Origin of the sequence: Pseudomonas sp. BCA17, assembly GCF_004519405.1 — a bacterium.
GTDB lineage: Bacteria > Pseudomonadota > Gammaproteobacteria > Pseudomonadales > Pseudomonadaceae > Aquipseudomonas.
In genome coordinates, this window is the sequence record NZ_SGWI01000007.1 from 336,995 (window position 1) to 363,536 (window position 26,542).

Annotated in this window: 20 protein-coding genes and 1 pseudogene; 11 read left to right on the plus strand and 10 right to left on the minus strand. The window is 61.4% G+C overall.

The genetic code is table 11. The annotated features are described in order from the left end of the window. Positions 1-143: 143 nt before the first annotated feature. On the minus strand, positions 144-2,609 hold the full coding sequence (locus EXW71_RS24245; RefSeq protein WP_123716213.1) for a penicillin-binding protein 1A: 2,466 nt from the start codon (positions 2,607-2,609) through the stop codon (positions 144-146). A 229-nt stretch (positions 2,610-2,838) separates the two neighbouring features. Here EXW71_RS24245 and pilM point away from each other — a divergent pair, with 229 nt between their 5' ends. The 10 genes and pseudogenes from pilM (at position 2,839) to hemE (ending at position 17,329) form a co-directional block, all read left to right on the plus strand. Continuing rightward, positions 2,839-3,495 carry a type IV pilus biogenesis protein PilM gene (pilM, locus tag EXW71_RS24250; RefSeq protein ID WP_123716296.1) on the plus strand — a complete coding sequence of 219 codons (657 nt, stop codon included), beginning with the start codon at positions 2,839-2,841 and terminating at the stop codon, positions 3,493-3,495. Beyond that, positions 3,492-4,043, plus strand: coding sequence for a PilN domain-containing protein (locus tag EXW71_RS24255; protein ID WP_134660450.1), 552 nt, complete (start codon positions 3,492-3,494; stop codon positions 4,041-4,043). Before pilM ends, EXW71_RS24255 begins: the two co-directional genes overlap by 4 nt. Beyond that, positions 4,040-5,002 carry a pilus assembly protein PilP gene (locus EXW71_RS24260; protein WP_134660451.1) on the plus strand — a complete coding sequence of 321 codons (963 nt, stop codon included), beginning with the start codon at positions 4,040-4,042 and terminating at the stop codon, positions 5,000-5,002. The genes EXW71_RS24255 and EXW71_RS24260 overlap by 4 nt, the downstream gene beginning before the upstream one ends. 141 nt (positions 5,003-5,143) lie before the next feature. Beyond that, positions 5,144-6,397: pseudogene (locus EXW71_RS24265) on the plus strand (type IV pilus secretin PilQ); the annotation flags it as partial. Positions 6,398-6,401: 4 nt separating this feature from the next. Further along, positions 6,402-6,920 carry a shikimate kinase AroK gene (gene aroK / locus EXW71_RS24270; RefSeq protein WP_003187914.1) on the plus strand — a complete coding sequence of 173 codons (519 nt, stop codon included), beginning with the start codon at positions 6,402-6,404 and terminating at the stop codon, positions 6,918-6,920. A 125-nt stretch (positions 6,921-7,045) separates the two neighbouring features. Beyond that, complete coding sequence (aroB, locus tag EXW71_RS24275; RefSeq protein ID WP_123716209.1) at positions 7,046-8,146, plus strand: 3-dehydroquinate synthase; 1,101 nt, start codon at positions 7,046-7,048, stop codon at positions 8,144-8,146. A gap of 10 nt (positions 8,147-8,156) precedes the next feature. Then, positions 8,157-9,722 carry an SPOR domain-containing protein gene (locus tag EXW71_RS24280; protein WP_134660452.1) on the plus strand — a complete coding sequence of 522 codons (1,566 nt, stop codon included), beginning with the start codon at positions 8,157-8,159 and terminating at the stop codon, positions 9,720-9,722. A gap of 355 nt (positions 9,723-10,077) precedes the next feature. Continuing rightward, the gene (gene gltB / locus EXW71_RS24290) at positions 10,078-14,523 is read left to right on the plus strand and encodes a glutamate synthase large subunit (protein ID WP_134660453.1); all 4,446 of its coding nucleotides are present in this window, start codon (positions 10,078-10,080) and stop codon (positions 14,521-14,523) included. Between the two features lie 124 nt (positions 14,524-14,647). Then, positions 14,648-16,066, plus strand: coding sequence for an FAD-dependent oxidoreductase (locus EXW71_RS24295; protein WP_123716206.1), 1,419 nt, complete (start codon positions 14,648-14,650; stop codon positions 16,064-16,066). 195 nt (positions 16,067-16,261) lie between these two features. Continuing rightward, positions 16,262-17,329 carry a uroporphyrinogen decarboxylase gene (hemE, locus tag EXW71_RS24300; RefSeq protein ID WP_123716205.1) on the plus strand — a complete coding sequence of 356 codons (1,068 nt, stop codon included), beginning with the start codon at positions 16,262-16,264 and terminating at the stop codon, positions 17,327-17,329. Positions 17,330-17,485: 156 nt separating this feature from the next. On the opposite strand, the gene EXW71_RS24305 is transcribed toward hemE, so the two are convergent. After that, positions 17,486-18,760 carry an MFS transporter gene (locus EXW71_RS24305; protein WP_134660454.1) on the minus strand — a complete coding sequence of 425 codons (1,275 nt, stop codon included), beginning with the start codon at positions 18,758-18,760 and terminating at the stop codon, positions 17,486-17,488. A gap of 124 nt (positions 18,761-18,884) precedes the next feature. On the opposite strand from EXW71_RS24305, the gene EXW71_RS24310 reads away from it, so the two are divergent. Then, a complete protein-coding gene (locus EXW71_RS24310; protein ID WP_134660455.1) occupies positions 18,885-19,778 on the plus strand; it encodes a LysR family transcriptional regulator in 894 nt (297 codons plus the stop codon). A 298-nt stretch (positions 19,779-20,076) separates the two neighbouring features. Here the strand turns inward: EXW71_RS24310 and EXW71_RS24315 are convergent, their stop codons facing one another. Genes EXW71_RS24315 through EXW71_RS24350 form a run of 8 tightly spaced genes read right to left on the minus strand, consistent with a single transcriptional unit; the run spans position 20,077 to position 26,528 of the window. Further along, complete coding sequence (locus tag EXW71_RS24315) at positions 20,077-20,472, minus strand: hypothetical protein (RefSeq protein ID WP_134660456.1); 396 nt, start codon at positions 20,470-20,472, stop codon at positions 20,077-20,079. A gap of 26 nt (positions 20,473-20,498) precedes the next feature. Next, positions 20,499-21,725, minus strand: coding sequence for a beta-ketoacyl-ACP synthase (locus EXW71_RS24320; RefSeq protein WP_134660457.1), 1,227 nt, complete (start codon positions 21,723-21,725; stop codon positions 20,499-20,501). After that, positions 21,725-22,453 carry a 3-oxoacyl-ACP reductase FabG gene (fabG, locus tag EXW71_RS24325; protein ID WP_122718100.1) on the minus strand — a complete coding sequence of 243 codons (729 nt, stop codon included), beginning with the start codon at positions 22,451-22,453 and terminating at the stop codon, positions 21,725-21,727. Before fabG ends, EXW71_RS24320 begins: the two co-directional genes overlap by 1 nt. Continuing rightward, positions 22,450-22,911 (minus strand): hotdog family protein, encoded by a 462-nt coding sequence (locus EXW71_RS24330; RefSeq protein ID WP_134660458.1) that lies wholly within the window; start codon positions 22,909-22,911, stop codon positions 22,450-22,452. The genes fabG and EXW71_RS24330 overlap by 4 nt, the downstream gene beginning before the upstream one ends. Next, positions 22,908-24,074, minus strand: a complete 1,167-nt coding sequence (locus EXW71_RS24335; RefSeq protein ID WP_134660459.1) for a beta-ketoacyl-[acyl-carrier-protein] synthase family protein — start codon at positions 24,072-24,074, stop codon at positions 22,908-22,910. Before EXW71_RS24335 ends, EXW71_RS24330 begins: the two co-directional genes overlap by 4 nt. Further along, the gene (locus EXW71_RS24340; RefSeq protein ID WP_123716196.1) at positions 24,071-24,553 is read right to left on the minus strand and encodes a hypothetical protein; all 483 of its coding nucleotides are present in this window, start codon (positions 24,551-24,553) and stop codon (positions 24,071-24,073) included. Before EXW71_RS24340 ends, EXW71_RS24335 begins: the two co-directional genes overlap by 4 nt. Next, on the minus strand, positions 24,550-25,284 hold the full coding sequence (locus EXW71_RS24345; protein ID WP_134660460.1) for a class I SAM-dependent methyltransferase: 735 nt from the start codon (positions 25,282-25,284) through the stop codon (positions 24,550-24,552). Before EXW71_RS24345 ends, EXW71_RS24340 begins: the two co-directional genes overlap by 4 nt. Continuing rightward, complete coding sequence (locus EXW71_RS24350; protein WP_134660461.1) at positions 25,281-26,528, minus strand: NAD(P)/FAD-dependent oxidoreductase; 1,248 nt, start codon at positions 26,526-26,528, stop codon at positions 25,281-25,283. Before EXW71_RS24350 ends, EXW71_RS24345 begins: the two co-directional genes overlap by 4 nt. Positions 26,529-26,542: the final 14 nt, after the last annotated feature.

Consider the following 26,542-nt stretch of genomic DNA (forward strand, 5'->3'; position numbering starts at 1 on the left):
CCTCAACGGTAACGCGTGTTGCCTGAATAAAACGCGGCGTCTGTGAGTTTTTCGCGAGCAAGCTCGCTCCTACACAAGTCTTAACTGGCTGGCGTTATGGCCAGCCCCTCCTACAGTGGCTCTGTATCGAGCCACCGATCGCGTTAGAACAAGTCGATCGGCGCGCCTTCATCCGCCGGCAGTGGGCTGCCCGGAGCGACGCCATTGCCCAGTTCGTTGACCGACGGCGGCGTGTCCTCGCTCTTGAACAGTTCGAAGTACGCATTCGGGGTGCTTGGCGAGGCCGCACGGCCACTGACCGGATCGATCCGCAGGCTGAGGATGCCTTCGGGTTCGGCTTGAGTGTGCAGTGGCTTGTCCTTCAAGGCGGCGCCCATGTAGCTCATCCAGATCGGCAGGGCCACGGTGCCACCGAATTCGCGGCGGCCCAGGCTTTCCGGCTGGTCGTAGCCGGTCCACACGGTGGTCACGTAATCCGCGTTATAGCCCGAGAACCAGGCGTCCTTGGATTCGTTGGTGGTACCGGTCTTGCCCGCCAGATCCGCGCGGCCCAAGGCCAGTGCGCGACGACCGGTGCCCTTCTTGATCACGTCCTCAAGGATGCTGTTGAGGATGTAAGTGGTGCGGCCATCCACCACGCGTGGCGCAACGGCGGGGGCTTGAGGTTCGGTCGGCGCCGTGGTGCTGGCGACGGGCGCGGCGCCCGGGGTCGGCTCGATGGTGATGCCGCCATTGCCCGGTGCCGCGATGCCGTCGGGAGCGGCCACGCCATTGACGACGTCACCCGGCACGCGTGGTGGGTTGGCGGTGAACAGGGTATCGCCATTGCGGCTTTCGACCTTGTCGATCAGGTACGGCGTAATCTTGTAGCCACCGTTGGCAAAGGTGCTCCAGCCAGTGGCGATTTCCATAGGCGTGAGAGTGGCGGTGCCCAGGGCGAGGGACAGATTCGGCGGCAGGTCCGACTTGTTGAAGCCAAAGCGCGTGATGTAGTCGATCGTCTTGCCGACGCCCATTGCTTGCAGCAGTCGGATCGACACCAGGTTGCGCGACTTGTACAACGCCTCGCGCACGCGGATCGGGCCGAGGAAGGTATTGGTGTCGTTCTTTGGGCGCCAGACCTTGTCCAGGTACTCGTCGACAAACACGATCGGTGCATCGTTGACCAGGCTGGCGGCGGTATAGCCGTTGTCCAGCGCGGCGCTATAGATAAATGGCTTGAAGCTCGAACCCGGCTGGCGCTTGGCCTGGGTGGCGCGGTTGTAATTGCTCTGCTCGAAGGCGAAGCCGCCGACCAGGGCACGGATTGCACCGTTCTGTGGGTCCAGGGACACCAGGGCGCCTTGTGCCACCGGCACTTGGCTGAATTTCAGGCTGTCATCCTTCTGACGTTGCACGCGGATCAAGTCGCCCACCTGGGCCACGTCCGACGGCTGCTTGGGCATCGGGCCCATGCTGTTGGTGTTCAGGAAAGGGCGCGCCCATTTCATGCTGTCCCACGCCACATGCGCTTCGCCAGTGCGAGTCAGGACCTGCACGCCATCTTTCTTCACCTGGGTGACGATGGCCGGCTCCAGGCCGCTGATCGAGCGTTGCTTGCCCAGCTCCGCGGTCCAGGCGCTCAGGGTCTTGCCGGGCAGGCGCGACTCGGGGCCACGGTAACCGTGACGCTGATCGTAGGTGATCAGGCCCTCGTGTACCGAGCTGTTGGCGATTTCCTGCAGGTTGCTCGGAACGGTCGTGGTGACGCGGAAACCCTCGGTGTAAGCGTCGCTGCCATAACGGCCGACCATTTCGGCGCGGGCCATCTCGGCGATATACGGCGCGTTCACTTCCGGCGTCGGCACGTGGTAACTGGCGTTCAGCGGTTCGGCCACGGCACTTTCGTAAGCGGCCTGGTCGATCTTGCCCAGCTTGTACATGCGGCCCAGGATCCAGTCGCGACGCTCTTTGCTGCGTGCCGGGTTGGCCAGGGGGTTGAAGCGCGACGGGGCTTTCGGCAGGCCGGCAATCATGGCCATCTGCGCCAGGCTGGCATCGCGAATCGACTTGCCGTAGTAGACCTGCGAAGCCGCCTCGATCCCGTAGGCGCGGTTGCCCAGGTAGATCTTGTTGACGTACAGCTCAAGGATCTCGTCCTTGGTCAACTGACGTTCGATTTGCAGGGCCAGCAGGATCTCGGTGGCCTTGCGCGAAAAGCTGCGCTCGCTGGTGAGGAAGAAGTTCTTCGCCACCTGCATGGTGATGGTGCTGCCACCGGACTGAATGTGTCCGCTTTTTACCAACTGCGTCGCCGCACGCACCAGGCTGCTGGGGTCGACACCGTAGTGGTTGGCGAAATTGTCGTCTTCGGCCGAAAGCAACGCGCTGATGAAATTGGGCGGAATGTCGGCGAAACGGATGGGTGTGCGGCGCATTTCGCCGAACTCCGCGATCAGCTTTTCATCGCTGCTATAGACCCGCAAAGGAATCTGCAACTGGATACTTCTGAGCGCCTCTACGGAAGGCAAACCCGGACTAAGGTAGAGGTAGGCACCGCTGAGTACGAGCAGCAGCCCGCAGACGATCGCGACAATGGAGTACCCGAAAAACTTCAGCAGACGAATCAAGGCTTTTGGATTTCCAGAGAAAAGAATGGGTTACGCGTCGGGGCATGCATGGCAAACGATGGATCGACCCGAGCTGCAGATAAAAAGCAGGAAAAAACGCTGGGCATTAAAGCATTTTCGGCTTGGGGCGTCATTCGCGCCACTCAAACAAGTCGACCGAATGCATTCAGCCCCGTGGCAATCAGAGGGTATGACTGCCGGTATGACCGGCAAATTTTTTGGGAGTTTTATGAGAAAGGGATTTTTCAGGCGAAAAGTCGACACCGTCCTGGGCGTCGATATTCATGGCAGCGGCATCAAGCTGGTCGAGCTGGGACGTTCGGTCGCCGGCTATACCGTCGAGGGCTACGCCACGCAGGAGCTGCCGGCGCATGCGGTGGTCGATGGCACGTTGCTGGACCTCGAGGGGATAGGGCAGGCGCTGCGCCAGGCTTTGGCGCGCTTGCATACATCGGTTCGCCAGGCAGCGGTCGCCGTGGTTGGGCCTTCGGTCATCACGCGGGTGATCGAAATGGACGCGGGGCTCAGTGATGAGGAGATGGTCTGGATGATCCAGATGGAGGCCGATCAGTACATTCCCTACCCATTGGACGATGTGGCTATCGACTTTCAAGTCCGCGGCCCTTCGGCGCAAGACTCGCGCAGGGTCGAAGTGTTGCTGGCGGCGTGCCTCAAGGAACAGGTCAAGGCTCGCGAAGCGGTTCTGGCCCTCGCCGGGCTTGTCCCGCGGGTGGTGGATATCGAGGGGTTTGCATTGGAGCGTGCGAGCCGTCAGGATTTCGCCAGCTTTACGCCGGGTCGTCGTGTCGATGGTGCACAATGGACCATCGATGCCCAGGCGCTGGGAGTGGCTTGCGGGTTGGCTCTGAGGAGTTTCGCTGAATGACACGAATCAATCTTTTGCCTTGGCGCCAGGCGCTGGCGCAGCGGCGGCGCAAATATTTCCTGATGCTGTTGTTGGCGTTCGCCTGTGTGGCACTCGCTGCGGTGTGGCTGGCTGATCAGGTGATCGTTCGGGCGATAGATCGGCAAGTCACGCGCAATCACCTCTTGGGCAAGGAAATCGCCGTCCAGGACGCGCGTATCAAGACCATCGACGAGTTGCAGGAGCGAAGCCAGCAATTGGCGGAGCGCATGAAGGTTGTGCAGGACCTGCACGACGCCCGATCTTCCAGTGCCCAGCTGTTTGAGCAGTTGGCCCGCGCAGTGCCTGATGGCGTCCGGCTGCATGAAGTACTGGCGAACGGCGACACCGTCAACGTCAGCGGCAGCGCTGAAACCAGCGAGGACATCGCCCAGTTGATGCGCCGTCTGGAAGCCTCTCAAGGCACCCATGCAACACGGCTCCAGCATGTACGTGCGGACGCCGGGAGTGGCGACAGTGCATTCCAATTGATGGTGCGCCAGGGCGAATCCACCGAGGCGCAACCGTGAGCCTGCCCAGGCTCGACTTTCTCGCACTCACTCACAACGCTGCAACATGGCCCTGGCCTGGCAAGGTTCTGTGCGCCTGCGCATTGGCTGGCCTGCTGTTAGTGGTGGGAGAAGTCTGGTACCTGAGCCCGCCGCGAGAGCGATTGCGCGTACTTGAGGCACGGACAGCGGCGCTGCAACAACAGCTCGCCCAACGAGTGGACGTGGCCGCTGGTCTGGAGGTACGTACCCATCAATTCAGGGTAATGGAGCAGAAAGCCGCGGGGGTACTTGGAGGCATTCACGGCCAGCCCGAGGTGCCTGAATTGCTTGAGGACATTGCTCGCCTGGCGGCAGCCAATGGCCTGGTGGTGGAGGGCATCACGGTACTGGATGAGCAACCTCGGTCGTTTCTCATTGAGCAACCCATGCAGATCGGCACCAGCGGGGCTTACCACGACCTGGCGATGTTCGTGGCTGCCTTGGGACGGCTGTCGAGGATCGTGACGGTGCATGATGTTGCGCTTCGCCCGGACGGCACCTTGCTGCATCTCGATCTGCTGGCCAAGACCTATCGCAGCGATGCGCCGCCCGGGCTGCCTCTCGAGTCGGCGGCGCGCTTTGCCTACGATTCATCCTCCCGGCGCGATCCGTTCCAACCTCTCGCTTTTCAGGATGAGCGGGTATCCGGTCGGTCGGCGCTTGCGCCTGACCTCATTCGTGCGAGGGGAAAGCTGGAAGGTCTGGCGACCGACCAGTTCGAAATGGTCGGCACACTGTCCCGTGGCGGGCAGATGTTTGCCTTGCTACGTGCTGCGTCAGAGGTCTACCGGCTGACGGTGGGCGACTACCTGGGGCCGAATCATGGCCGGGTCAAGACTATTCATGAGGGGCACATCGAACTCGTCGAGCTGTTCCCCGATGAACAGGGCGCCTGGCTGGAACGCTCACGAACCTTGAAGCTGAACGTCAACTCATAACGGAATCAATCAATGAAAAGGACTTTCTTGTCCTTCGGTGTGGCGCTATGGATAGCGTTCACGGCACCGATGGCTACCGCTGTGCCCAATCGCCTGGACCTGACCCAGTTGCCGCCTCTCGGCAGCGTGTCGCCGGGGGAGTATTCCGGCGAAAAACTGAACCTCAATTTCCAGAACATCGAACTGCGTGCGGTGCTGCAACAAATTGCCGACATTGCGGGCCTCAACCTTGTGGCCAGCGATGAAGTGCAGGGCTCGATCACCTTGCGGCTCAAGGGCGTGCCCTGGGACCAGGCGCTGGACCTGGTGCTGCACACCAAGGGCCTGGATAAACGATTGAAGGCGGGTGTATTGCTGGTCGCCCCTGCCGACGAGCTGGCTGCTCGCGAACTGCTGACGCTGGAGTCGCGCAGGCAAATGGCTGAGCTGGCGCCGTTGCGTCGAGAGTTGTTGCAGGTCAATTACGCCAAGGCGGCAGACCTGGCCAAGCTGTTCCAATCAGTCAGCGGGCTTGAAGGCACCACCGATGAGCGTGGTTCGGTTGCGGTGGATGACCGCACCAACAACATCATTGCCTACCAGACCGGGGAGCGACTGGAAGAGTTGCGACGCATTGTGGCGCAACTGGATGTACCGGTGCGGCAGGTGATGATCGAAGCGCGCATCGTCGAGGCCAATGTTGATTACGACAAGAGCCTGGGCGCGCGCTGGGGTGGTGGGTTCAGCCGCGGAAAGTGGGGCGCCGGCGGTATTCGCAAACCGCTGCCCGACGGCGCGGAACCACCGCAAGACCCTCCCTCTTCGCCCTTTGTCGACCTTGGCTCGCTGACGGGGACATCAGGCCTGGGGATCGCCTATATCACCGACAACCTGTTGCTGGACCTTGAACTGACGGCCATGGAGAAAACCGGCAACGGTGAAATCGTCTCTCAGCCCAAAGTGGTGACGGCAGACAAGGAAACCGCGCGCATCCTCAAAGGCACCGAGATCCCCTATCAGGAGTCCAGCTCCAGTGGTGCCACCTCGGTGTCGTTCAAGGAGGCTTCGTTGTCCTTGGAAGTGACCCCGCAAATCACCCCCGACGACCGGGTCATCATGGAGGTCAAAGTCACCAAGGATGAGCCCGACTACCTGAACAAACTCAACGATGTGCCGCCGATCAAGAAGAACGAGGTCAATGCCAAGGTGTTGGTCAAGGATGGCGAGACCATTGTTATTGGAGGGGTTTTCTCCAATACCCAAAGCAAAGTGGTAGATAAAGTGCCATTTTTGGGCGATGTACCGTATCTTGGCCGCCTTTTCCGGCGCGATGTGCTGGCGGAGAAAAAATCCGAGCTGCTGGTATTCCTGACTCCGCGTATTATGAATAACCAGGCGATTGCTGTGAGTCGTTGATTCTGTGCGAAATTTGATTCTTGTAGGACCGATGGGGGCTGGAAAAAGCACCATCGGCCGTTTGCTGGCCAAAGAGCTGCGCCTGCCGTTCAAAGATTCCGACAAGGAAATTGAATTGCGCACGGGCGCCAATATCCCATGGATCTTCGATAAGGAAGGCGAGCTGGGCTTTCGCGACCGCGAGCAGGCGATGATTGCCGAGCTGTGCGGCTGCGACGGCGTGGTATTGGCCACCGGCGGCGGCGCAGTGATGCGTGATGAAAACCGTCGGGCGCTGCATGCCGGCGGTCGGGTGGTCTACCTGCATGCCTCAGTGGAACAGCAAGTAGGCCGGACTGCCCGCGACCGGAATCGCCCGTTACTGCGCACAGCCGACCCGGCAAAGACTTTGCGGGATTTGCTGGCGCTGCGCGATCCGCTATATCGGGAAATCGCCGATCTGGTGGTGGAAACCGATGAGCGGCCGCCTCGAATGGTGGTACTCGACATTCTTGAACGCCTGCAACGGCTGCCACCCCGTTAAAGCCAGGCCCGAAATGCGCTATTCTCGGCGGCGCGTCATTACCTTCCAGGGTGTGGCGTAGAGCCATTAGACGACGTCAGATTTCGACGTTAGCGGTCGTCAATACATCTTCAACGCGGGGACACATGCAGACACTTAAGGTCGATCTAGGCGAGCGCAGCTACCCGATCCATATTGGCGAAGGTCTGTTGGACCAGCCCGAGTTGCTCGCACCGCATATTGCCGGGCGACAAGTGGCGATCATCTCCAATGAAACAGTCGCGCCGCTGTATCTTGAGCGTCTGAGCCGCAGCCTGGCGGCTTACTCGGTGATCTCCGTGATTTTGCCCGACGGTGAAGCCCACAAGAACTGGGAAACCCTGCAACTGATCTTTGATGGCCTGCTCACTGCACGCCATGATCGCCGCACCACTGTTATCGCCCTGGGCGGCGGTGTCATCGGTGACATGGCCGGCTTTGCCGCCGCCTGCTACCAGCGGGGCGTGGACTTTATCCAGGTGCCGACCACCCTGTTGTCCCAGGTTGATTCGTCGGTGGGCGGCAAGACCGGCATCAATCATCCGCTGGGCAAGAACATGGTCGGCGCGTTCTACCAACCAAATGTCGTGCTGATCGACACCGCGACACTGAACACCCTGCCGCCGCGGGAATTGTCGGCCGGGCTGGCGGAAGTCATCAAATACGGGCTGATCTGCGACGAGCCGTTCCTGACCTGGCTGGAAGAACATGTCGATGCCTTGCGCAGTCTTGACCCGGTGGCATTGACCGAAGCGATATCCCGCTCCTGCGCCGCCAAGGCGCTGGTGGTAAATGCCGACGAACGGGAGTCCGGCGTACGGGCCACCTTGAACCTGGGTCACACCTTCGGCCATGCGATCGAGACACACATGGGCTATGGTGTGTGGTTGCATGGGGAAGCCGTAGCGGCTGGCACAGTGATGGCATTGGAAATGTCACAACGCCTGGGCTGGATCAGTGCCCAGGAGCGTGATCGTGGCATCCGCCTGTTCCAACGTGCGGGTTTGCCGGTCATCCCGCCTGAGGAGATGACCGAGTCGGATTTCCTCGAACATATGGCAATAGACAAGAAAGTGATCGACGGTCGACTGCGACTGGTGTTGCTGCGCCACATGGGCGAAGCGGTAGTGACCGACGATTATCCGAAAGAGATTTTACAGGCCACGCTGGGAGCGGATTACCGCGCCCTGGCCCAGCTGAAAGGTTAATAAGATCCCGATGACTAGTTTGCATGCCGACGAGGCGTTTCTCGGCCATTACCATCTAAGCCACGACCCTTTTGCTCCACGGGTGCCTGGTTTCAAATTCTTCCCGGCGCAGCGCAAGCCGGTGCTCGGTCAGTTGCATCACCTGGCGCGCTACAGCCAGCTGTTGCTGGTGGTGACTGGCCCGCTGGGCAGCGGCAAGACCTTGCTGCGCCAGGCGCTGGTGGCCAGTACCAACAAGCAGACGGTGCAGAGCGTGGTGGTGTCGGCCCGTGGTGCCGGCGATGCGGCTGGCGTGTTGCGCCAGGTAGCCCAGGCGCTGGACGTGTCTACCGCCGAACCGAACGCGATCCTCAAGCAAGTGGTGCAACTGGGCCTGACCGGCCAGGAAGTCTACCTGTTGGTCGATGACGCCGAGCAGCTCGACGAATCCGCCCTGGAAGCGCTGCTGGCGCTGGCCGCGGGGACTCCCGAAGGTCGTCCCCATGTGTTCCTGTTCGGTGAGTCGTCGTTGATCGCTGATCTGGAGCAGATCAGTGGCGATCAGGAGCTGTTCCACGTCATCGAATTGCAGCCATACGAAGAAGAGGAAACCCGCGAATACCTGGCTCAACGCCTCGAAGGCGCCGGGGCTGGTATCGAACTTTTCTCCGCTTCTCAGATCTCTGATATTCACGAAAGCTCCGACGGCTGGCCTGGCACCATCAACCAGGTCGCCCGGGATGCCATGATCGAAGCCATGATTGCCAGCCGCTCTGCGGTTAAGCGTCCAAAGATGGGGTTCACTATGCCTAAGAAGCACGTATTGGCTATTTCCGCCGTTGTGGTGGTCGCTGTAGCCGCCGCCTGGTTGATTCCAGGCCGTAGCAAGGCACCCGCCACTGCCGGCGCGCCAGCCGAACAGGCGCAACTGCCCCTGGGCAAGCCCACACCCAACGTCGAATTCGCCAACTCCGGTCAACCGACCAACCTGCCGATGGTCGGCCAACCGGTGATGCGCGGCCCGTTGGCCGAGGCTGCCGGTGGTATCTCCGAAGGTGACGACGGGGTGCCGGTGGAAGGCTCCAGTTCCACGCCTCCGACCGTGACCACTACCGCGCCACCTGCGGGCGTTCCTGCTGGCCCTGCACCGACCCCGACCGCCAAGCCTACCCCGGCTCCGACCGTTGCTACCGCCAAGCCAGCACCTGTAGCCAAGCCTGTAGCACCTGCACCCGTGGCTAAGCCTGCGCCAGCGGCCAAACCGGTTGAAAAACCTGCCGCCACCGTTGCCAAGGCAGCCCCAGCCGCTGGCAGCAGCTGGTACACCAGCCAGCCTGCTGGCCACTTCGTGGTACAGATCCTGGGCACCAGCTCCGAAGCCAACGCCCAGGCGTTCGTGAAAGAGCAGGGCGGCGAGTACCGTTATTTCAAGAAAGTGCTCAACGGCAAGCCTCTCTACGTGATTACCTACGGCAGCTTCCCAAGCCGTGCCGCAGCCGATTCTGCTATCAAAGCCTTGCCAGCGAAGGTTCAGGCTGGTAAACCTTGGCCTCGCACTGTTGCCAGCGTCCAACAGGAACTGGCAGCAACTCGCTGAAGATCCGGCGGCCTTACCCAGGCCGCCCTCCCGGCACCTCAAAAAATAACCGCAAGTGCGTGCAGTTCCTCCAGGAACCGCGCGCTTTGTGGTGTCTGCGTCACAGTAGCTTTTGAGTCGATGCGGTCAGAATTAAAAAAGTTTTGACTAGCACAGCATATCGCTTTAAACCTTTCATAAATGCGACATGAATTTGCGACATTTCGTCGTTAAATTTGTGAGCGTTCGTGTCGGTGTGTACAATGACCTCCCTTTTGCCCCCGTTAAGCCGGCGTACGTTCGGCGTGGTAGGTAACCGGTTGAATTGAAAAGAAATTTGCCTCGATATAAGAGGCAGCCTGGTGAGAAAGTGTCTATGAAAGCAGGTCTGTACCAACCCGATGAATTCAAGGATAACTGCGGTTTCGGTTTGATAGCCCATATGCAGGGCGAGCCCAGTCATACCCTTCTGCAAACGGCCATCGAGGCCCTGACCTGCATGACCCACCGCGGTGGGATCAACGCCGACGGTAAAACCGGTGACGGTTGCGGCCTGCTTATTCAAAAGCCCGACCAGTTCCTGCGTGCTGTCGCCAAAGAGCAATTTGCAGTCGACCTGCCCAAGCAATACGCCGTGGGCATGGTGTTCTTCAACCAGGACCCGGTCAAAGCCGAAGCCGCTCGCGAGAACATGAACCGCGAGATACTCGCTGCGGGCCTGCAACTCGTCGGCTGGCGCAAAGTGCCGATCGACACCAGCGTACTCGGCCGCCTGGCCCTGGAGCGCCTGCCGCAGATCGAGCAAGTGTTCATCGCAGGCGATGGCCTGAGCGATCAGGACATGGCGATCAAGCTGTTTACTTCGCGTCGTCGCTCGTCGGTAGCCAACGCCGCCGACACCGATCACTACATCTGCAGCTTTTCCCACAAGACCATCATTTATAAAGGCCTGATGATGCCGGCGGACTTGACCGCCTTCTATCCGGACCTGAGCGATGAGCGCCTGCAAACCGCAATCTGCGTGTTCCACCAGCGCTTCTCTACCAACACCCTGCCGAAATGGCCGCTGGCTCAGCCATTCCGCTTCCTCGCCCACAACGGCGAGATCAACACCATCACCGGCAACCGCAACTGGGCTGTGGCGCGCCGCACCAAGTTCGCCAACGATTTGATGGACCTGGAAGAGCTCGGCCCGCTGGTCAACCGCGTGGGTTCCGACTCTTCCAGCATGGACAACATGCTCGAGCTGATGGTCACCGGCGGCATCGACCTGTTCCGTGGCGTGCGCATGATCATTCCGCCAGCGTGGCAGAACGTCGAGACCATGGACCCGGATCTGCGTGCATTCTACGAGTACAACTCGATGCACATGGAGCCGTGGGACGGCCCGGCCGGTGTGGTAATGACCGACGGTCGCTATGCGGTGTGCCTGCTCGACCGCAACGGCCTGCGCCCGGCGCGTTGGGTCACCACCACCAACGGTTTCATCACCCTGGCGTCGGAAATCGGCGTGTGGGACTACAAGCCTGAAGACGTTATCGCCAAAGGTCGCGTAGGCCCTGGCCAGATCCTGGCCGTGGACACCGAAACCGGACAGGTCCTCGACACCGACGCCATCGACAACCGCTTGAAGTCCCGTCATCCCTACAAGCAATGGCTGCGCAAGAACGCCCTGCGTATCCAGGCGACCATGGAAGACAACGACCACGGTTCGGCTTTCTATGACGTCGACCAGCTCAAGCAGTACATGAAGATGTACCAGGTCACGTTCGAAGAGCGCGACCAAGTGCTGCGCCCGTTGGGTGAGCAAGGCTACGAGGCCGTGGGCTCCATGGGCGATGACACGCCGATGGCCGTGCTGTCCCAGCGTGTACGCACGCCGTATGACTATTTCCGCCAGCAGTTCGCCCAAGTGACCAACCCACCGATCGACCCGCTGCGCGAAGCCATCGTGATGTCGCTGGAAGTGTGCCTCGGTGCCGAGCGCAATATCTTCCAGGAGTCGCCGGAGCACGCATCCCGCGTCATCCTCAGTTCGCCAGTCGTGTCCCCGGCCAAGTGGCGCTCCTTGATGACCCTGGACCGTCCAGGCTTCGACCGCCAGATCATTGACCTGAACTACGACGAAACCCTCGGCCTTGAAGCGGCTGTGCGCAACGTCGCCGACCAGGCTGAAGAGGCTGTGCGCGCCGGTCGTACCCAGATCGTACTGACCGACCGCCACATTGCTCCGGGCAAGCTGCCGATCCACGCTTCGCTGGCCACCGGTGCGGTGCACCACCGCCTGACCGAAAAAGGCCTGCGCTGCGACTCCAACATCCTCGTGGAAACCGCCACCGCCCGCGACCCGCATCACTTCGCAGTGCTGATCGGTTTCGGCGCCTCCGCGGTTTATCCGTTCCTGGCCTATGAAGTGCTGGGCGACCTGATTCGCACCGGTGAAGTGCTGGGCGACCTCTATGAGGTGTTCAAGAACTACCGGAAGGGCATCACCAAGGGCCTGCTGAAGATCCTGTCGAAGATGGGCATCTCCACCGTCACCTCGTACCGCGGCGCTCAATTGTTCGAAGCCATCGGCCTGTCCGAAGAAGTCTGCGAACTGAGCTTCCGTGGCGTGCCAAGCCGCATCAAGGGCGCGCGTTTCGTCGACATCGAAGCCGAACAGAAAGCCCTGGCCGCTGAAGCCTGGAGTGCGCGCAAGCCGATCCAGCAAGGTGGCCTGCTCAAGTTCGTACACGGTGGCGAATACCACGCCTACAACCCGGACGTGGTCAACACCCTGCAAGCCGCCGTGCAGCAGGGCGACTACGCCAAGTTCAAGGAATACACCTCGCTGGTGGACAACCGTCCGGTATCGATGATCCGTGACCTGTTCAAGGTGAAGACCCTGGACACCGCGATGGACATCAGCGAAGTCGAGCCGCTGGAGTCGATCCTCAAGCGCTTCGACTCCGCCGGTATCTCCCTGGGTGCGTTGTCGCCCGAGGCCCACGAAGCCCTTGCCGAAGCCATGAACCGCCTGGGTGCGCGTTCCAACTCCGGCGAAGGCGGCGAAGACCCGGCGCGCTATGGCACTATCAAGAGCTCGAAAATCAAGCAGGTGGCGACCGGCCGTTTCGGTGTGACCCCGGAATACCTGGTCAACGCCGAAGTACTGCAGATCAAGGTTGCCCAGGGCGCGAAGCCTGGTGAGGGCGGCCAACTGCCGGGTGGCAAGGTCAACGGTCTGATCGCCAAGCTGCGCTACGCGGTGCCGGGCGTGACCCTGATCTCGCCGCCACCGCACCATGACATCTACTCGATCGAAGACTTGTCGCAGCTGATTTTCGACCTCAAGCAGGTCAACCCGCAGGCCCTGGTCTCGGTGAAACTGGTGGCGGAAGCTGGCGTAGGCACCATCGCCGCCGGTGTGGCCAAGGCCTATGCCGACCTGATCACCATCTCCGGCTATGACGGTGGCACCGGCGCTTCGCCGTTGACCTCCATCAAGTACGCCGGCGCACCCTGGGAGCTGGGCCTGGCGGAAACTCACCAGACCCTGCGCGGCAACGATCTGCGTGGCAAGGTGCGCGTACAAACCGATGGCGGCCTGAAAACCGGCCTCGACGTGATCAAGGCCGCAATCCTCGGCGCCGAAAGCTTCGGCTTCGGTACCGCGCCAATGATTGCCCTGGGCTGCAAATACCTGCGCATCTGCCACCTGAACAACTGCGCCACCGGCGTGGCGACGCAGAACGAGAAGCTGCGCAAGGATCACTACATCGGCACCGTCGACATGGTGGTGAATTTCTTCACCTACGTTGCCGAAGAGACCCGTGAGTGGCTGGCCAAGCTGGGCGTGCGTTCGCTGGAGGAACTGATCGGGCGTACCGACCTGCTGGAAATCCTCGAAGGCCAGACCGCCAAGCAGCACCACCTGGACCTGACGCCGCTGTTGGGCAGCGATCACATCCCGGCTGACAAACCGCAGTTCTGCGGCGTCGACCGCAACCCGCCGTTCGACAAGGGCCTGCTGGCCGAAAAAATGGTCGAGATGGCCGCTTCGTCGATCAATGATGCCAGCGGTGGCGAGTTCGCTCTGGATATCTGCAACTGCGACCGTTCCATCGGCGCACGCGTCTCCGGCGAGATCGCACGTAAGCACGGCAACCAGGGTATGGCGAAAGCGCCGATCACCTACCGCTTCAAGGGCACTGCCGGCCAGAGCTTCGGCGTGTGGAACGCCGGCGGCCTGCACATGTACCTGGAAGGTGACGCCAACGACTACGTGGGCAAGGGCATGACCGGTGGCAAGTTGGTCATCGTTCCGCCTCAAGGCAGCGTCTACAAGACCCAGGACAGTGCCATCATCGGCAACACCTGCTTGTACGGCGCCACCGGTGGCAAGCTGTTCGCCGCCGGCACTGCCGGTGAGCGTTTCGCCGTGCGTAACTCCGGTGCCCACACCGTGGTGGAAGGCACCGGCGATCACTGCTGCGAGTACATGACCGGGGGCTTTGTCGCGGTACTGGGCAAGACCGGTTACAACTTCGGTTCGGGCATGACCGGCGGTTTCGCCTACGTGCTCGACCAGGACAACACCTTCGTCGACAAGGTCAACCACGAGTTGGTCGAGATCCAGCGGATCAGCGGTGAAGCTATGGAGTCCTACCAGAACCACTTGCAGCACGTGCTGGACGAGTACGTTGAGGAAACCGGCAGCGAATGGGGTCGTAACCTCGCCGAGAACCTCGACGACTACCTGCGTCGCTTCTGGCTGGTCAAGCCGAAGGCTGCGAGTTTGAAATCTCTGCTATCCACCACACTTGCGAGTCCGCAATGACGACGCAGCGGCAAGTAGCAAGCTTCAAGCCGCAAGCTAAGGGCAGTGCGCGGTGTGCCGGTTCAATTGATTTCTTGCAGCTTGAAGCTTGTAGCTTACAGCTGTCGTGTACGAGGTTTTAAAGATGGCCGAACGTCTCAGCAACGACTTCCAATTCCTCGATGTCGGGCGTAAAGATCCGAAGAAGAAACTGTTGCGTCAACGCAAGAAAGAGTTCGTGGAAATCTACGAGCCCTTCAAACCCCAGCACTCGGCCGACCAGGCCCACCGTTGCCTGGGTTGCGGTAACCCGTATTGCGAATGGAAGTGCCCGGTGCACAACTTCATTCCCAACTGGCTCAAGTTGGTGGCCGAGGGCAACATCCTCGCCGCCGCCGAGCTGTCGCACCAGACCAACACCCTGCCGGAAGTGTGTGGCCGGGTGTGCCCGCAGGACCGTCTGTGCGAGGGTGCCTGCACCCTTAACGATGGCTTCGGCGCAGTGACCATCGGCTCGGTGGAGAAATACATCACCGACACCGCGTTCGCCATGGGCTGGCGCCCGGACATGTCCAAGGTCAAGCCGACCGGCAAGCGTGTCGCCATTATCGGTGCCGGCCCGGCAGGCCTGGGCTGCGCCGACGTGCTGGTGCGCGGCGGCGTGACTCCGGTGGTATTCGACAAGAACCCTGAGATCGGCGGCCTGCTGACCTTCGGCATCCCCGAGTTCAAGCTGGAAAAAACCGTACTGAGCAACCGCCGTGAAGTGTTCACCGGCATGGGCATCGAGTTCCGGCTGAACACCGAGATCGGTAAAGACGTGACCATGGAGCAACTGCTCGAAGAATACGATGCCGTGTTCATGGGCATGGGTACCTACACCTACATGAAGGGCGGCTTTGCCGGTGAGGACCTGCCAGGCGTCTACGACGCTCTGGATTTCCTGATCGCCAACGTCAACCGCAACCTGGGCTTTGAAAAGTCGCCGGAAGATTTCGTCGACATGAAGGGCAAGAAGGTCGTGGTGCTGGGCGGCGGTGACACCGCGATGGACTGCAACCGTACCTCGATCCGCCAGGGCGCCAAGTCGGTGACCTGTGCCTATCGTCGTGACGAAGCCAACATGCCCGGCTCGCGCAAAGAGGTGAAGAACGCCAAGGAAGAAGGCGTGAAGTTTCTCTACAACCGCCAGCCGATCGCCATCGTCGGTGAAGACCGCGTCGAAGGCGTAAAAGTGGTCGAGACCCGTCTCGGCGAACCGGACGCCCGTGGCCGTCGCAGCCCTGAGCCGATCCCGGGCTCCGAAGAGATCATCCCGGCCGACGCCGTGGTCATCGCCTTCGGTTTTCGTCCAAGCCCGGCACCGTGGTTCGACCAGTTCCAGATCCAGACCGACAGCCAGGGCCGCGTCGTGGCCCCGGAACAAGGCCAGTACAAGCACCAGACCAGCAATCCGAAAATCTTCGCCGGTGGCGACATGGTGCGTGGCTCTGACCTGGTAGTGACAGCGATCTTCGAAGGCCGCAACGCCGCCGAAGGCATCCTGGATTATCTGGGCGTCTAGCGACGCCAGCGGCAAGCTTCAAGCCGCAAGCCGCAAGCCGCAAGCATCTTGGCTTCTCGCTTGCAGCTAATTGCTTGCCGCTTGCCGCTGCTTTCATGCCACCAATTGACCCGATAGAAAAAAAGGCACGGCGCATTCCGTGCCTTTTGCGTCGCGCTCTGAGAAAATGCCCGCACTTTTTTTGCGGATGCCGACATGACTGCCCTCAAGAACGACCGTTTCCTTCGTGCCCTGCTCAAGCAGCCTGTAGACGTCACGCCCGTGTGGATGATGCGTCAAGCCGGTCGCTACCTGCCGGAATACCGCGCCAGTCGCGCCAACGCCGGCGACTTCATGAGCCTGTGCATGAATCCTGCGTTCGCCTGCGAAGTCACGATGCAGCCGTTGGACCGTTATCCACAACTGGATGCGGCCATCCTCTTCTCCGATATCCTCACGATCCCCGATGCCATGGGCCAGGGCCTGTATTTTGAAACCGGCGAAGGCCCGCGCTTCAAGAAAGTCGTCAGCACCCTGGCCGATATCGAGGCCCTGCCGATTCCTGATCCACACAAAGACCTCGGTTATGTGATGGATGCCGTCAGCACCATCCGCCGCGAGCTCAATGGCCGCGTGCCGCTGATCGGCTTCTCCGGCAGCCCATGGACCCTGGCTACCTACATGGTTGAGGGCGGCTCGTCGAAAGACTTCCGCAAGACCAAGGCGATGCTCTACGACAACCCGCAAGCCATGCACCTGCTGCTGGACAAGCTGGCGCAGTCGGTTACCTCCTACCTCAACGGCCAGATCATGGCCGGTGCGCAAGCGGTGCAGATCTTCGACACCTGGGGCGGCAACCTGTCGGCGGCGGCGTACCAGGAGTTCTCCCTGGCCTACATGCGCAAGATCGTCAGCGGCCTGATCCGCGAACACGAAGGCCGTAAAGTGCCGGTCATCCTGTTCACCAAGAATGGCGGCCTGTGGCTGGAGAGCATTGCCGACGCCGGTGCCGATGCATTGGGCCTGGACTGGACCTGCGACCTGGGCGAAGCCCGTCAGCGTGTGGGCAACCGCGTCGCGCTGCAAGGCAACATGGACCCGACCGTGCTTTATGCCAAGCCGGAAGCGATCCGCGCCGAAGTCGGGCGCATCCTCGCCAGCTACGGCAAGGGCACCGGCCACGTGTTCAACCTGGGCCACGGCATCACGCCGGAAGTGAACCCGGAACATGCCGGCGCCTTCCTGCGCGCGGTGCACGAGTTGTCGGCGCAGTACCACGAGTAACACGCCAAACAAATGTGGGGGCGGGCTTGCTGTGGCGAGCAAGCTTGCTTGCGCTGGGGTGCGAAGCGCCCCCAAGTAGTCGGCGACTGCTGCGCAGTCGAGCGGGAGCAAGCTCCCTCGCCACAGCAAGCCCCTCCCACATTTCGCCGTATCGGGTCAGACCTTCACATTCCCCAGCGGCGGCAACTTCGCCAGCTTCAACGCCACCAGCAAAGCCCCGATCAACAGTGCCACGATAAACGCCCCGATCCCGTTCCACCCGGCAAAGTGCCAGAAGAATCCCCCCGCAGTACCGGCGATACTCGACCCCGCGTAGTAGCAGAACAGATACAGCGACGATGCCTGCCCCTTCGCCTTGACCGCGCGCCGGCCGATCCAGCTGCTGGCCACCGAGTGGGCGCCGAAGAAGCCGAAGGTAAAGATCAGCATGCCGGGCACCACGATCCACAGTGGGGTGAAGAGGGTGAGGGCGATGCCTGCAAGCATCAATACGATGGTGCCCCATAACACGCGGCGGCGGCCGAGGCGGTCGGCCAGGGAGCCGATCTTGGCCGAGCTGTAGATGCCCGAGAGGTACACCAGCGACAGCAGGCCGACCACCGCTTGGCTCAGGTCATACGGATCGTCGAGCAAGCGGTAGCCGATGTAGTTGAACATCGTCACGAAGGCGCCCATCAGCAGGAAGGCTTCGAGGAACAACCACGGCAAGCCCGCGTCCTTGAAGTGCATGACAAAACCGTCCAGCAGGCTACGAGGCTTGAGGCTGGTGGCGCGGAAGTTGCGCGACTCGGGAAGGATTCTCCAGAACACCGCAGCCGCAATCAGCGCCAGGGCGCCAATGATCAGCATCGCGGTATGCCAACTGACGAAGTCGATCAGCACGCCGATGATCAAGCGCCCGCTCATGCCGCCGATTGCGTTGCCGCCGATGTACAGGCCCATGGCCAGGCCGATGTGCTGCGGGTGGATTTCTTCGCTCAGGTAGGTCATCGCCACCGCTGCCAGGCCGCTCAATGACAGACCCACCAGCGCACGCATCAAAAGGATGCCTTCCCACGTCGGCATCAAGCCGCTGGCGATGGTTGCCAGCGCCGCGCAGAACAGTGCGGATACCATCACCGGTTTGCGTCCCAGCCTATCGGAGATCGGCCCGGTGATCAGCAAACCGAATGCGAGCATTGCCGTGGCTATCGACAGGATCAGGCTGCTTTGCGCCGCATTGATGGAAAACTCATGGGACAGCGCCGGCATCATCGGCTGCACGCAATACAGCAGGGCAAAGGTGGCGAAACCACCGGAGAACAGCGCCAGCACCGTGCGCATAAACATCGGTGTGCCTTTTTCGATGTACTCGTCGTTGAGCTGGGCGACCACCTCATCCAGGGCGGTGGGTGGGCGTTCTTGAGCGAATGGCGCGACAGCAGATTTCACGGGGACCTCGAGGAGGGAAAGCCTGCCAGGACAGGCAATGCAAAAAAGAATATAGCTGCCTAATGATTCTTTCCAATATATTGTTCGACCTGTTTGATAGCTTTAACGACCTAATGAGGTGTGCATGGAATTGCGTCATTTGCGGTACTTCATTGCCGTCGCTGAAGAACTGCATTTCGGCCGCGCCGCACAGGCGCTGGGCATCTCGCAGCCGCCGCTGAGTCAGCAGATCCAGGCGCTGGAACAGGAGCTGGGGGCGCGCCTGTTTGAACGGACCAATCGTCGGGTTGAGCTGAGCGAGGCCGGGCGGTTGTTTCTGCAAGAGGCACGGCTGGTGCTGGCCCAGGTCGACAAAGCGGCCGACGTGGCCCGGCGCGCGCAATCAGGAGAGCTGGGTGAACTGAAGATCGGCTTTACTTCATCGGCGCCGTTCAACGCCAGCATTCCCCAGGCGATCTTTGCGTTTCGCCAGGCATTCCCGGCAGTGCACCTGAGTCTGCAGGAAATGAGCAGCACCGAAGTCGCTGAGTCGCTGGTGGATGAGTCGATCCAGGTTGGCCTGATGCGTCCGCTGCCGTTGCCGGATTCGCTGGGTGTCATTGAGCTGATGCGCGAGCCGCTGGTGGCCGTGCTGAATGCCGGCCACCCGTTGGTCGAAGGCAGTGAGCGTGGTTTGCACCTGGCGCAATTGGCACAGGAGCCGTTTGTGTTTTTCCCACGTAGCTACGGCAGCGGTCTCTATGCCCAGTTGCTCAACCTGGCCCGCGATGCCGGTTTCAGCCCGCACTTTGCCCAGGAGGCAGGGGAGGCGATGACCATCATCGGCCTGGTCGCGGCGGGACTCGGCGTGTCGGTGCTGCCAGCGTCATATCAGCGGATACGCATCGATGGCGTGGTGTATCGCACGCTGCTGGACCAGGAAGCGGTGACGGCCGTGTGGCTGGTGCAACGCAAGGGCGTGCAGACGCCGATGGCGAAAGCGTTTGTGGAGTTGTTGACGCGTAAGGGGGCGGTGTAGGCGCGTTCACATATCAAGTAACGCAAGGGGCTTAGTTATTCGCCGGGAAGTTACGCAGAATCGCTTTTTCTCTAGCGAGTGGTATGGATGGCACTTCTGCTCTGAGGGATGAACGGCACTCTGCCACGAGTTGCCGTAAAGCGGCTTTCAGGCATACTGCACAAGTTCCCGAAAGGGGCTTGTGAGACTCTGTGGATCCTGGGCAACCAGCCATCGCAGAGCCAGGCAGGAAGCGGCGATGACAAGCCAACCTGTTTGTGAAAAGGGCGCCGAAAGGCGCCCTTTGTCGTTATGGGGTTTATTGCAGTTCCGCACCACGCAACCCCGCCAGGATGTCGCGATCCAGCATGCTCACCCAACGGTTGTAATTGCGATGGATCTTGCCGTCCTTGTAGCCCAGGTCGCGGCTGTCGCGGTAGGTGATGGCGTAGCTGTTGCGCGTGTAGCGGACGTCGATTTCCGCGTGGAACTGGTTACGCACGGTGATCTCGGCCTGCACCAACTGTGGGCTCAGGCGCTGCACCATCCATTCGCGCTTTTGCAGGGCGTTGATGATGACCTGTTTGACTTGTTCTTCGCTGACCTGGGTGCTGGCTGGCAAGTCGTGCTGGGTGTTGAGGACCGGTTTGCTGGTACAACCGGCGGTGGTCAGCAGGGCCAGGGTGATCAGGGTGGCGCGTAGCAGGGAGGGCATTCCGTTTTCTCCAATCGATTAAAAAGTCAGGACCAGCGGCGAAAGATCAGCGACGTGTTGACGCCGCCAAAGGCAAAGTTGTTGTTCATCACGTAGTCGTGGTGCATCTCGCGAAAGCCACCTTGCAGGTAATCCAGCTCGCCGCATTGCGGGTCGACGGCGTCCAGGTTGAAGGTGTGTACGTACTGGTCGCGGTTCATCATCTCGATGCTGAACCAGGATTCCAGCGCACCGCAGGCGCCCAGGGTGTGGCCCAGGAAGCTTTTCTGCGAACTGATGGGCATGCGGCTGCCGAAAAGGCTGCTGGTGGCCAGGGTCTCGGCGATGTCACCCTGGTCGGTGGCAGTGCCGTGGCCGTTGACGTAGCCGATGGCATCCGGGGTGAGCCCGGCATCTTCCAGGGCCAGTTCCATGGCGCGGCGCATGGTTTTCTGTTCCGGGCGGGTGGTGTGCTGGCCGTCGGCATTGCTGCCGAAGCCGACGATCTCGGCGTGGATGTGCGCCCCTCGCGCCAAGGCGTGCTGCAATTCTTCCAGCACCAGCATGCCGCCGCCTTCGCCGATCACCAGGCCGTCGCGGCCACTGTCATAAGGGCGCGGGCTGGTCTGCGGTGCATCGTTCTTCAGGCTGGTGGCGTAGAGCGCGTCGAACACCATCGCCTCGGTGGGGCACAGTTCTTCGGCGCCGCCGGCGAGCATCAGCGGCAGGCGCCCGAACTTGATCGCTTCATAGGCGTAACCAATACCCTGGCTGCCGCTGGTGCAGGCGCTCGACGTGGGGATCAACCGCCCGGTCAGGCCAAAGAAGATGCTGATATTCGCCGCTGTGGTGTGGGGCATCATGCGCACGTAGGAGTTGGCGTTCAGCCCTTCGGCCACAGAGTTGAGCAGCATATTGCCGAATGCCTTGATCTCGTCGGTGCTGCCGGTGGACGAGCCGCAGGCCACGCCCATGCGTCCGTCCTTGATCGACTCGTCGCCGAGCAAACCGGCGTTCTTCAATGCCTGTTCGGCTGCCCACACTGCCAGGCGCGAGACGCGGCCCATGCTGCGCAGTTGCTTGCGCGTCCAGTGGGCGGGCACGACGAAATCGTCAATCGGCCCGGCCAGGCGCGTATTCAATTCGCTGAAGCGGTCCCACTCATCCATGCGCCGGATGCCGCTGCGGTTGGCGAGGAAGTTGGCCGAAATAGTGTCCCAATCGCTACCCAGGGAGGTCATGCCGGCCATGCCGGTAACGACGACGCGCTTCATCAGCACAGGCCTCCATTTACCGCCAGCACCTGGCGAGTGATGTAGCCGGCTTCGGCCGACATCAGGAAATTCACCGCACCGGCGACTTCTTCCGGGGTACCCATGCGCTGCGCAGGGATCATCTTCATCAGCTCTTCAACCGGCACGTTTTCATCGAGCATCGCGGTGTCGATCAGGCCGGGAGCCACACAGTTGACGGTGATCTTGCGCTTGCCCAGCTCGATGGCCAGCGCCTTGGCTGCGCCGATCAGGCCGGCTTTGGAGGCGCTGTAGTTGACCTGGCCACGGTTACCGATGAGCCCCGATACCGAGGTGATGCACACGATACGCCCGGCCGCGCGACGCCGGATCATCGGCATCATCACCGGATGCAGTACGTTGTAGAACCCGTCGAGGTTGGTACGCATCACTACGTCCCAATCGTCCTCGGACAAGGCCGGGAACGCCCCGTCGCGTGTCAGGCCGGCGTTGAGTACCACGCCGTAATAGGCGCCATGCCGCTCCACGTCGGCTTCCAGGATCTGCTTGCAAAGCGCGCGGTCCGCCACATCGAACTGCAGCACCCGCGCCTTGCGGCCCAGAGCTTCGATTTCGACCTGCACCGCATCGGCTTCGGCACGCCCGCTGCGGCAATGCAGCACAATGTCATGCCCGGCCTGGGCCAGGCGCAAGGCAATGGCGCGGCCGATGCCACGGCTGGAGCCGGTGACCAGTACGGATTCAGTCATGGCGTTTCGTCCTTAGATTCATCTAAATAGTTGGCCGCCTGGGGCGGTCGAAATACATTCAAGCGGGCACTGGCCTGGATACCGTCGCCGGTCAGGTGGCATTCGAATACCCCCATGCCGTTATCGTCTTCCAGTGAACGCAGGCCATGGATGCGCAGCTCGGCGCCTGCCGGAAAGTGCTCCACGTTGCACTCGAACTTACGTGTGCCCAACAGGAAGCCCAGCTCCACGGCTTCGCCCTTCTGGCGCGCGCGGCAACCGGCATAGGCGGCGACGCTCTGTGCCATCAGCTCAATACCGACCCAGGCCGGCAGGCTGCCGTCCGGGCGACTGAACAAGCCATCGGGCTTGACGCTGACGCGGGTGTGAATCTGCTCTTCATCGAACGACAGCACCTGGTCGATCAGGATCATGTCGCCCGCATGGGGCAGCAGTTCGGCGAGTGGCCAATCGATCATGGGGCCTCTGCGATTATCAAGCTGATGTTATTGCCGCCGAAGGCAAACGAGTTGCTCATCAGGCAGCGCTTTTTCAAAGTGTCGCCCGCTTTGGCCCATTGCAAGGCCGGCAATGCAGGATCGGCCTGGCCGTCCCACACATGCGGTGGCACGGCATCGTGGGTCAGGCTCAGCCAACAGAACGCGGCTTCCAATGCACCGGCTGCACCGAGGGTGTGGCCGCTCATGGGTTTGGTCGACGAACAGGCCACGCCTTGGGGAAACAGGCTGGCCACGGCCAGGCTTTCCATGGCGTCATTGTGTTGGGTGGCAGTACCGTGCAGGTTCAGGTAGCCGATCTGTTCAGGCGCCAGTTTCGCACTGGCCAGGGCTTTGCGCATGGCTTGCAGCGCACCTTTGCCGGAGGGCTCGGGCGCAGAAATATGGTGGGCGTCACAGCTGGCGCCGCTGCCAATCAACGCGATGGGCGCCGGCGTGCGACTCATCAGAAACAGCACCGCCGCTTCGCCGATATTGATGCCATTACGGTTGCGCGAAAACGGATTGCAACGTTCGCTCGACACTGCTTCCAGTGCGGTAAAACCGTTGAGCGTCAGCTTGCACAAGCTGTCTACGCCGCCGCAGATCACCGCATCACACACGCCCAGGTCGAGCAGCCGCTGGGCACTCGCCAGCGCACGGGCACTGGAGGTGCAGGCGGTGGAAATCACATAGGCCGGGCCGCTGAGCTGCAACCAGTCGGCGAGGAAGTTCGCTGGCGCGCTGAGTTCCTGCTGCTGGTAGTCATAATCGCCGGGGAATTGCCGATTGCTCAGGTAATGGGCGATGCCGCGGCTGGCCTCGTCGATGCCTGAAGTGCTGGTGCCCAACACAATACCCACGCGTGACGCGCCGTAGGTGTGGATCGCCTGGCGAATCTCTTTTTCAATTTGCAGCGCCGCTTCCAGCAGCAGTTGGTTATTGCGGCTGCTCTGCGCGCTCAGCGCTGCAGGCATGCGCGCCAACTCACCCTGTACACCGGCCACCGGCAGCACGCGATCCGGCACCCAGCCGCTTTCGGCGCGCATGCCCGAGCAGTCGCCGGCAAACAGGCTGCGGCTGACTTCGGCCTGGCCACGCCCCAGCGCACAGATGACGCCGAGTGCATTCAGATAGGCCGTCATCGACCCACCCCAAGCGGCGTGATGCGATAACTCAACGGCTGCCCGCTCATATTCACACTGAACACCTCGGAAGACTGATACACGATCTGCCAATGCCCCGGCAGCGTGCGTGTCAGGTCCATCGCTTGGGCGCCTGGGTATAACGCAGGCACGTCGTCGGCCGAAGTCAGGGCAAACAGCAGCGCAGCGAACAGTTCCCGCGCCTGAGGGTTGGGCGGCAGCAAACCATCGGCTTGCCATTGGCCATTGAGCAGTTTTTGCCGGGCCTGGGGAATGCCCAGCGGGTCCATCAACGACCAGCGAATCGCGCCGCCTTCACGCTGGATCACCAGCAGCCAATCCTGGGTCTGGCCGTCCGCACGGCGTTGTACATGCAGTTGCATCGGCAGGCTCAGCGCCGGGGTTTTCGTGGGCAGCGGCGGCTGGCTGGCGCAGGCGCCCAGCAGCAACAGGCAACCGATCAGCAACAGGCGGATCATGGGGCGGCACTCGCTAAGGGTTTACGCGCTACGCAGTTGACCAGGGTTTCTTCGCGCTGGCCCACCGGCGGCGGATTGCGCAGGCCCCAGCGTTCGAGCAGGCCGAAATCGCTGGCGCGACTCCACCACAAATACGGGTACGAGACGTTCTGCGGGCCAAATTCAAAGCCCTGCTCGCGAAGCATCTCCAGGTATTCTTCGGCGCTCTTCTGCACGTGCATCGGGTGGCGGAAAAGCCAGCGGATCACCCAGGTATCGATATAGGCTTCGGTGGACTCGGCAAACAGCAAATAGCCTCCGGGCTTGAGTACCCGATAGAACTCTTTGAGTGCGCGATGCTGTTCGACCAGATGATGGAAGGTCTGGTGGCAGAACAGGATGTCGACGCTTTCGTCCGGCACCTGCAGGGTCGCGCAGTCGCTGCCGATCAGTTCCACTGCCATGCCCTGGCGTGCGGCTTCGGCCTGGCTCAGCGTCAGGCTGTGGGGGTCGGCGTCCAGGCCGATCAAGCGCTCAGGCGCAAACACCTGCTGCAAATAGCGAAACGACTTACCCTGGCCGCAACCCGCGTCCAGCAACACCGGCGCCACCGGCAATGGTTCGCTGAACAAGCTGCGCAGGTCGTTGATCGCCACGCGCAACACATGGTGCTGCCAGGTGTGGCTGCGCAGGAACCAGAAACCGAAACGGGTTTCTTCGACGTAGTTCTTACTCAGGTACTGGGTGGTCATACCGTTTCACTCGCACAAATTTCCGACAACATCCGCAATCGCCGCTTGGGTTCGCTGACAAACGGGTTACGTTCATCCCAGGCATAACCGGCGAGGATCGCGCTGATCATCCGGCGGATCTCGGGTGAACTGCCCGGATGGAAGATCACGTCCTGGAACGTCCCCGCATACCAGCCTTCGACGTAGCAGCGGAAGGTATCGACACCGCGCTTCAGCGGCTCGGCAAACTCGGTCTGCCAGTCCACGCTTTCGCCCTGCAGTTGGCGATGCAGCACGCCGGCCGCCATGCTCGCCGAACGCATGGCAATGGTCACGCCCGAGGAGAACACCGGGTCGAGGAACTCCGCCGCGTTGCCCAACAGCGCAAAGCCCGGTCCGTGCAGGGTTTTGACGTTGGCCGCATAACCGCCGATGGTGCGCGCCGGCGTGTCCCAGACGGCGTTTTGCAGTACCGCGCTCAGGCTCGGGGTGTCGTCGATGAAGCTGCGCAGGCAAGCGTCGAGGTCGCTGTCGCGGCCGTCAAAATGTTCTTTGGCCGCTACTACACCCACCGAACAACGTCCGTCGCTGAATGGGATGGTCCAGAACCAGATGTCGCGCTTCGTCGGGTGGGAGGTCACGAGGATTTTGCTGCGGTCGAAACCCGGGTGCGTGATACGGTCTTCGACGTGAGTGAATACCGCCTGGCGCAACGGGAAATTCGAGGGTGCCTCCAGCGCCAGCAAGCGCGGCAACACCCGGCCATAACCGCTGGCATCCAGCACGAACTTGGCCTTGATGTGGTACTCGCTGCCGTTCTCCCGGCGGATATGCAGGTAGCGGCACTCGCCGCTCAAGTCCACACCCGCGACGGTTTCGCCGTAGCGGATGTCCACGCCTTGCAGTGCGGCCTGATCGGCCAGCAACTTGTCGAACTCGCCGCGCTGCACCTGGAAGGTGGTCGGCTTGCCGTTGCTGAACGTGTCGCCGAAGTCAAACGCGCTATAGCGCTCGCCCCAGGCGAACGCCGCACCGGTTTTCACCTGGAAACCCGCCGCTTGCACGGCGTCGAGCATGCCGGCTTCTTCGATAAAGTCGATGCAGTGGGACAACAGGCTTTCGCCAATGGAGAACCGCGGGAAATGCTGGCGCTCGATGATCAATACATCATGCCCGTTGCGTTTTAACAGCGCGGCAGCGATAGCCCCGGATGGCCCTGCACCGATCACCACCACCTGGCGACGTTCCATTTCAACTATTGGCACGAGAGCTCCTTGCC

Bases quoted from the DNA above. Each gene is read 5' to 3' on its own strand.
- pilM (WP_123716296.1), top strand. From the start codon at position 2,839: ATGAGAAAGGGATTTTTCAGGCGAAAAGTCGACACCGTCCTGGGCGTC.
- EXW71_RS24255 (WP_134660450.1), top strand. From the start codon at position 3,492: ATGACACGAATCAATCTTTTGCCTTGGCGCCAGGCGCTGGCGCAGCGG.
- aroB (WP_123716209.1), top strand. From the start codon at position 7,046: ATGCAGACACTTAAGGTCGATCTAGGCGAGCGCAGCTACCCGATCCAT.
- EXW71_RS24280 (WP_134660452.1), top strand. From the start codon at position 8,157: ATGACTAGTTTGCATGCCGACGAGGCGTTTCTCGGCCATTACCATCTA.
- gltB (WP_134660453.1), top strand. From the start codon at position 10,078: ATGAAAGCAGGTCTGTACCAACCCGATGAATTCAAGGATAACTGCGGT.
- EXW71_RS24295 (WP_123716206.1), top strand. From the start codon at position 14,648: ATGGCCGAACGTCTCAGCAACGACTTCCAATTCCTCGATGTCGGGCGT.
- hemE (WP_123716205.1), top strand. From the start codon at position 16,262: ATGACTGCCCTCAAGAACGACCGTTTCCTTCGTGCCCTGCTCAAGCAG.
- EXW71_RS24310 (WP_134660455.1), top strand. From the start codon at position 18,885: ATGGAATTGCGTCATTTGCGGTACTTCATTGCCGTCGCTGAAGAACTG.
- EXW71_RS24315 (WP_134660456.1), bottom strand. From the start codon at position 20,472: ATGCCCTCCCTGCTACGCGCCACCCTGATCACCCTGGCCCTGCTGACC.
- EXW71_RS24320 (WP_134660457.1), bottom strand. From the start codon at position 21,725: ATGAAGCGCGTCGTCGTTACCGGCATGGCCGGCATGACCTCCCTGGGT.
- fabG (WP_122718100.1), bottom strand. From the start codon at position 22,453: ATGACTGAATCCGTACTGGTCACCGGCTCCAGCCGTGGCATCGGCCGC.
- EXW71_RS24330 (WP_134660458.1), bottom strand. From the start codon at position 22,911: ATGATCGATTGGCCACTCGCCGAACTGCTGCCCCATGCGGGCGACATG.
- EXW71_RS24335 (WP_134660459.1), bottom strand. From the start codon at position 24,074: ATGACGGCCTATCTGAATGCACTCGGCGTCATCTGTGCGCTGGGGCGT.
- EXW71_RS24340 (WP_123716196.1), bottom strand. From the start codon at position 24,553: ATGATCCGCCTGTTGCTGATCGGTTGCCTGTTGCTGCTGGGCGCCTGC.
- EXW71_RS24345 (WP_134660460.1), bottom strand. From the start codon at position 25,284: ATGACCACCCAGTACCTGAGTAAGAACTACGTCGAAGAAACCCGTTTC.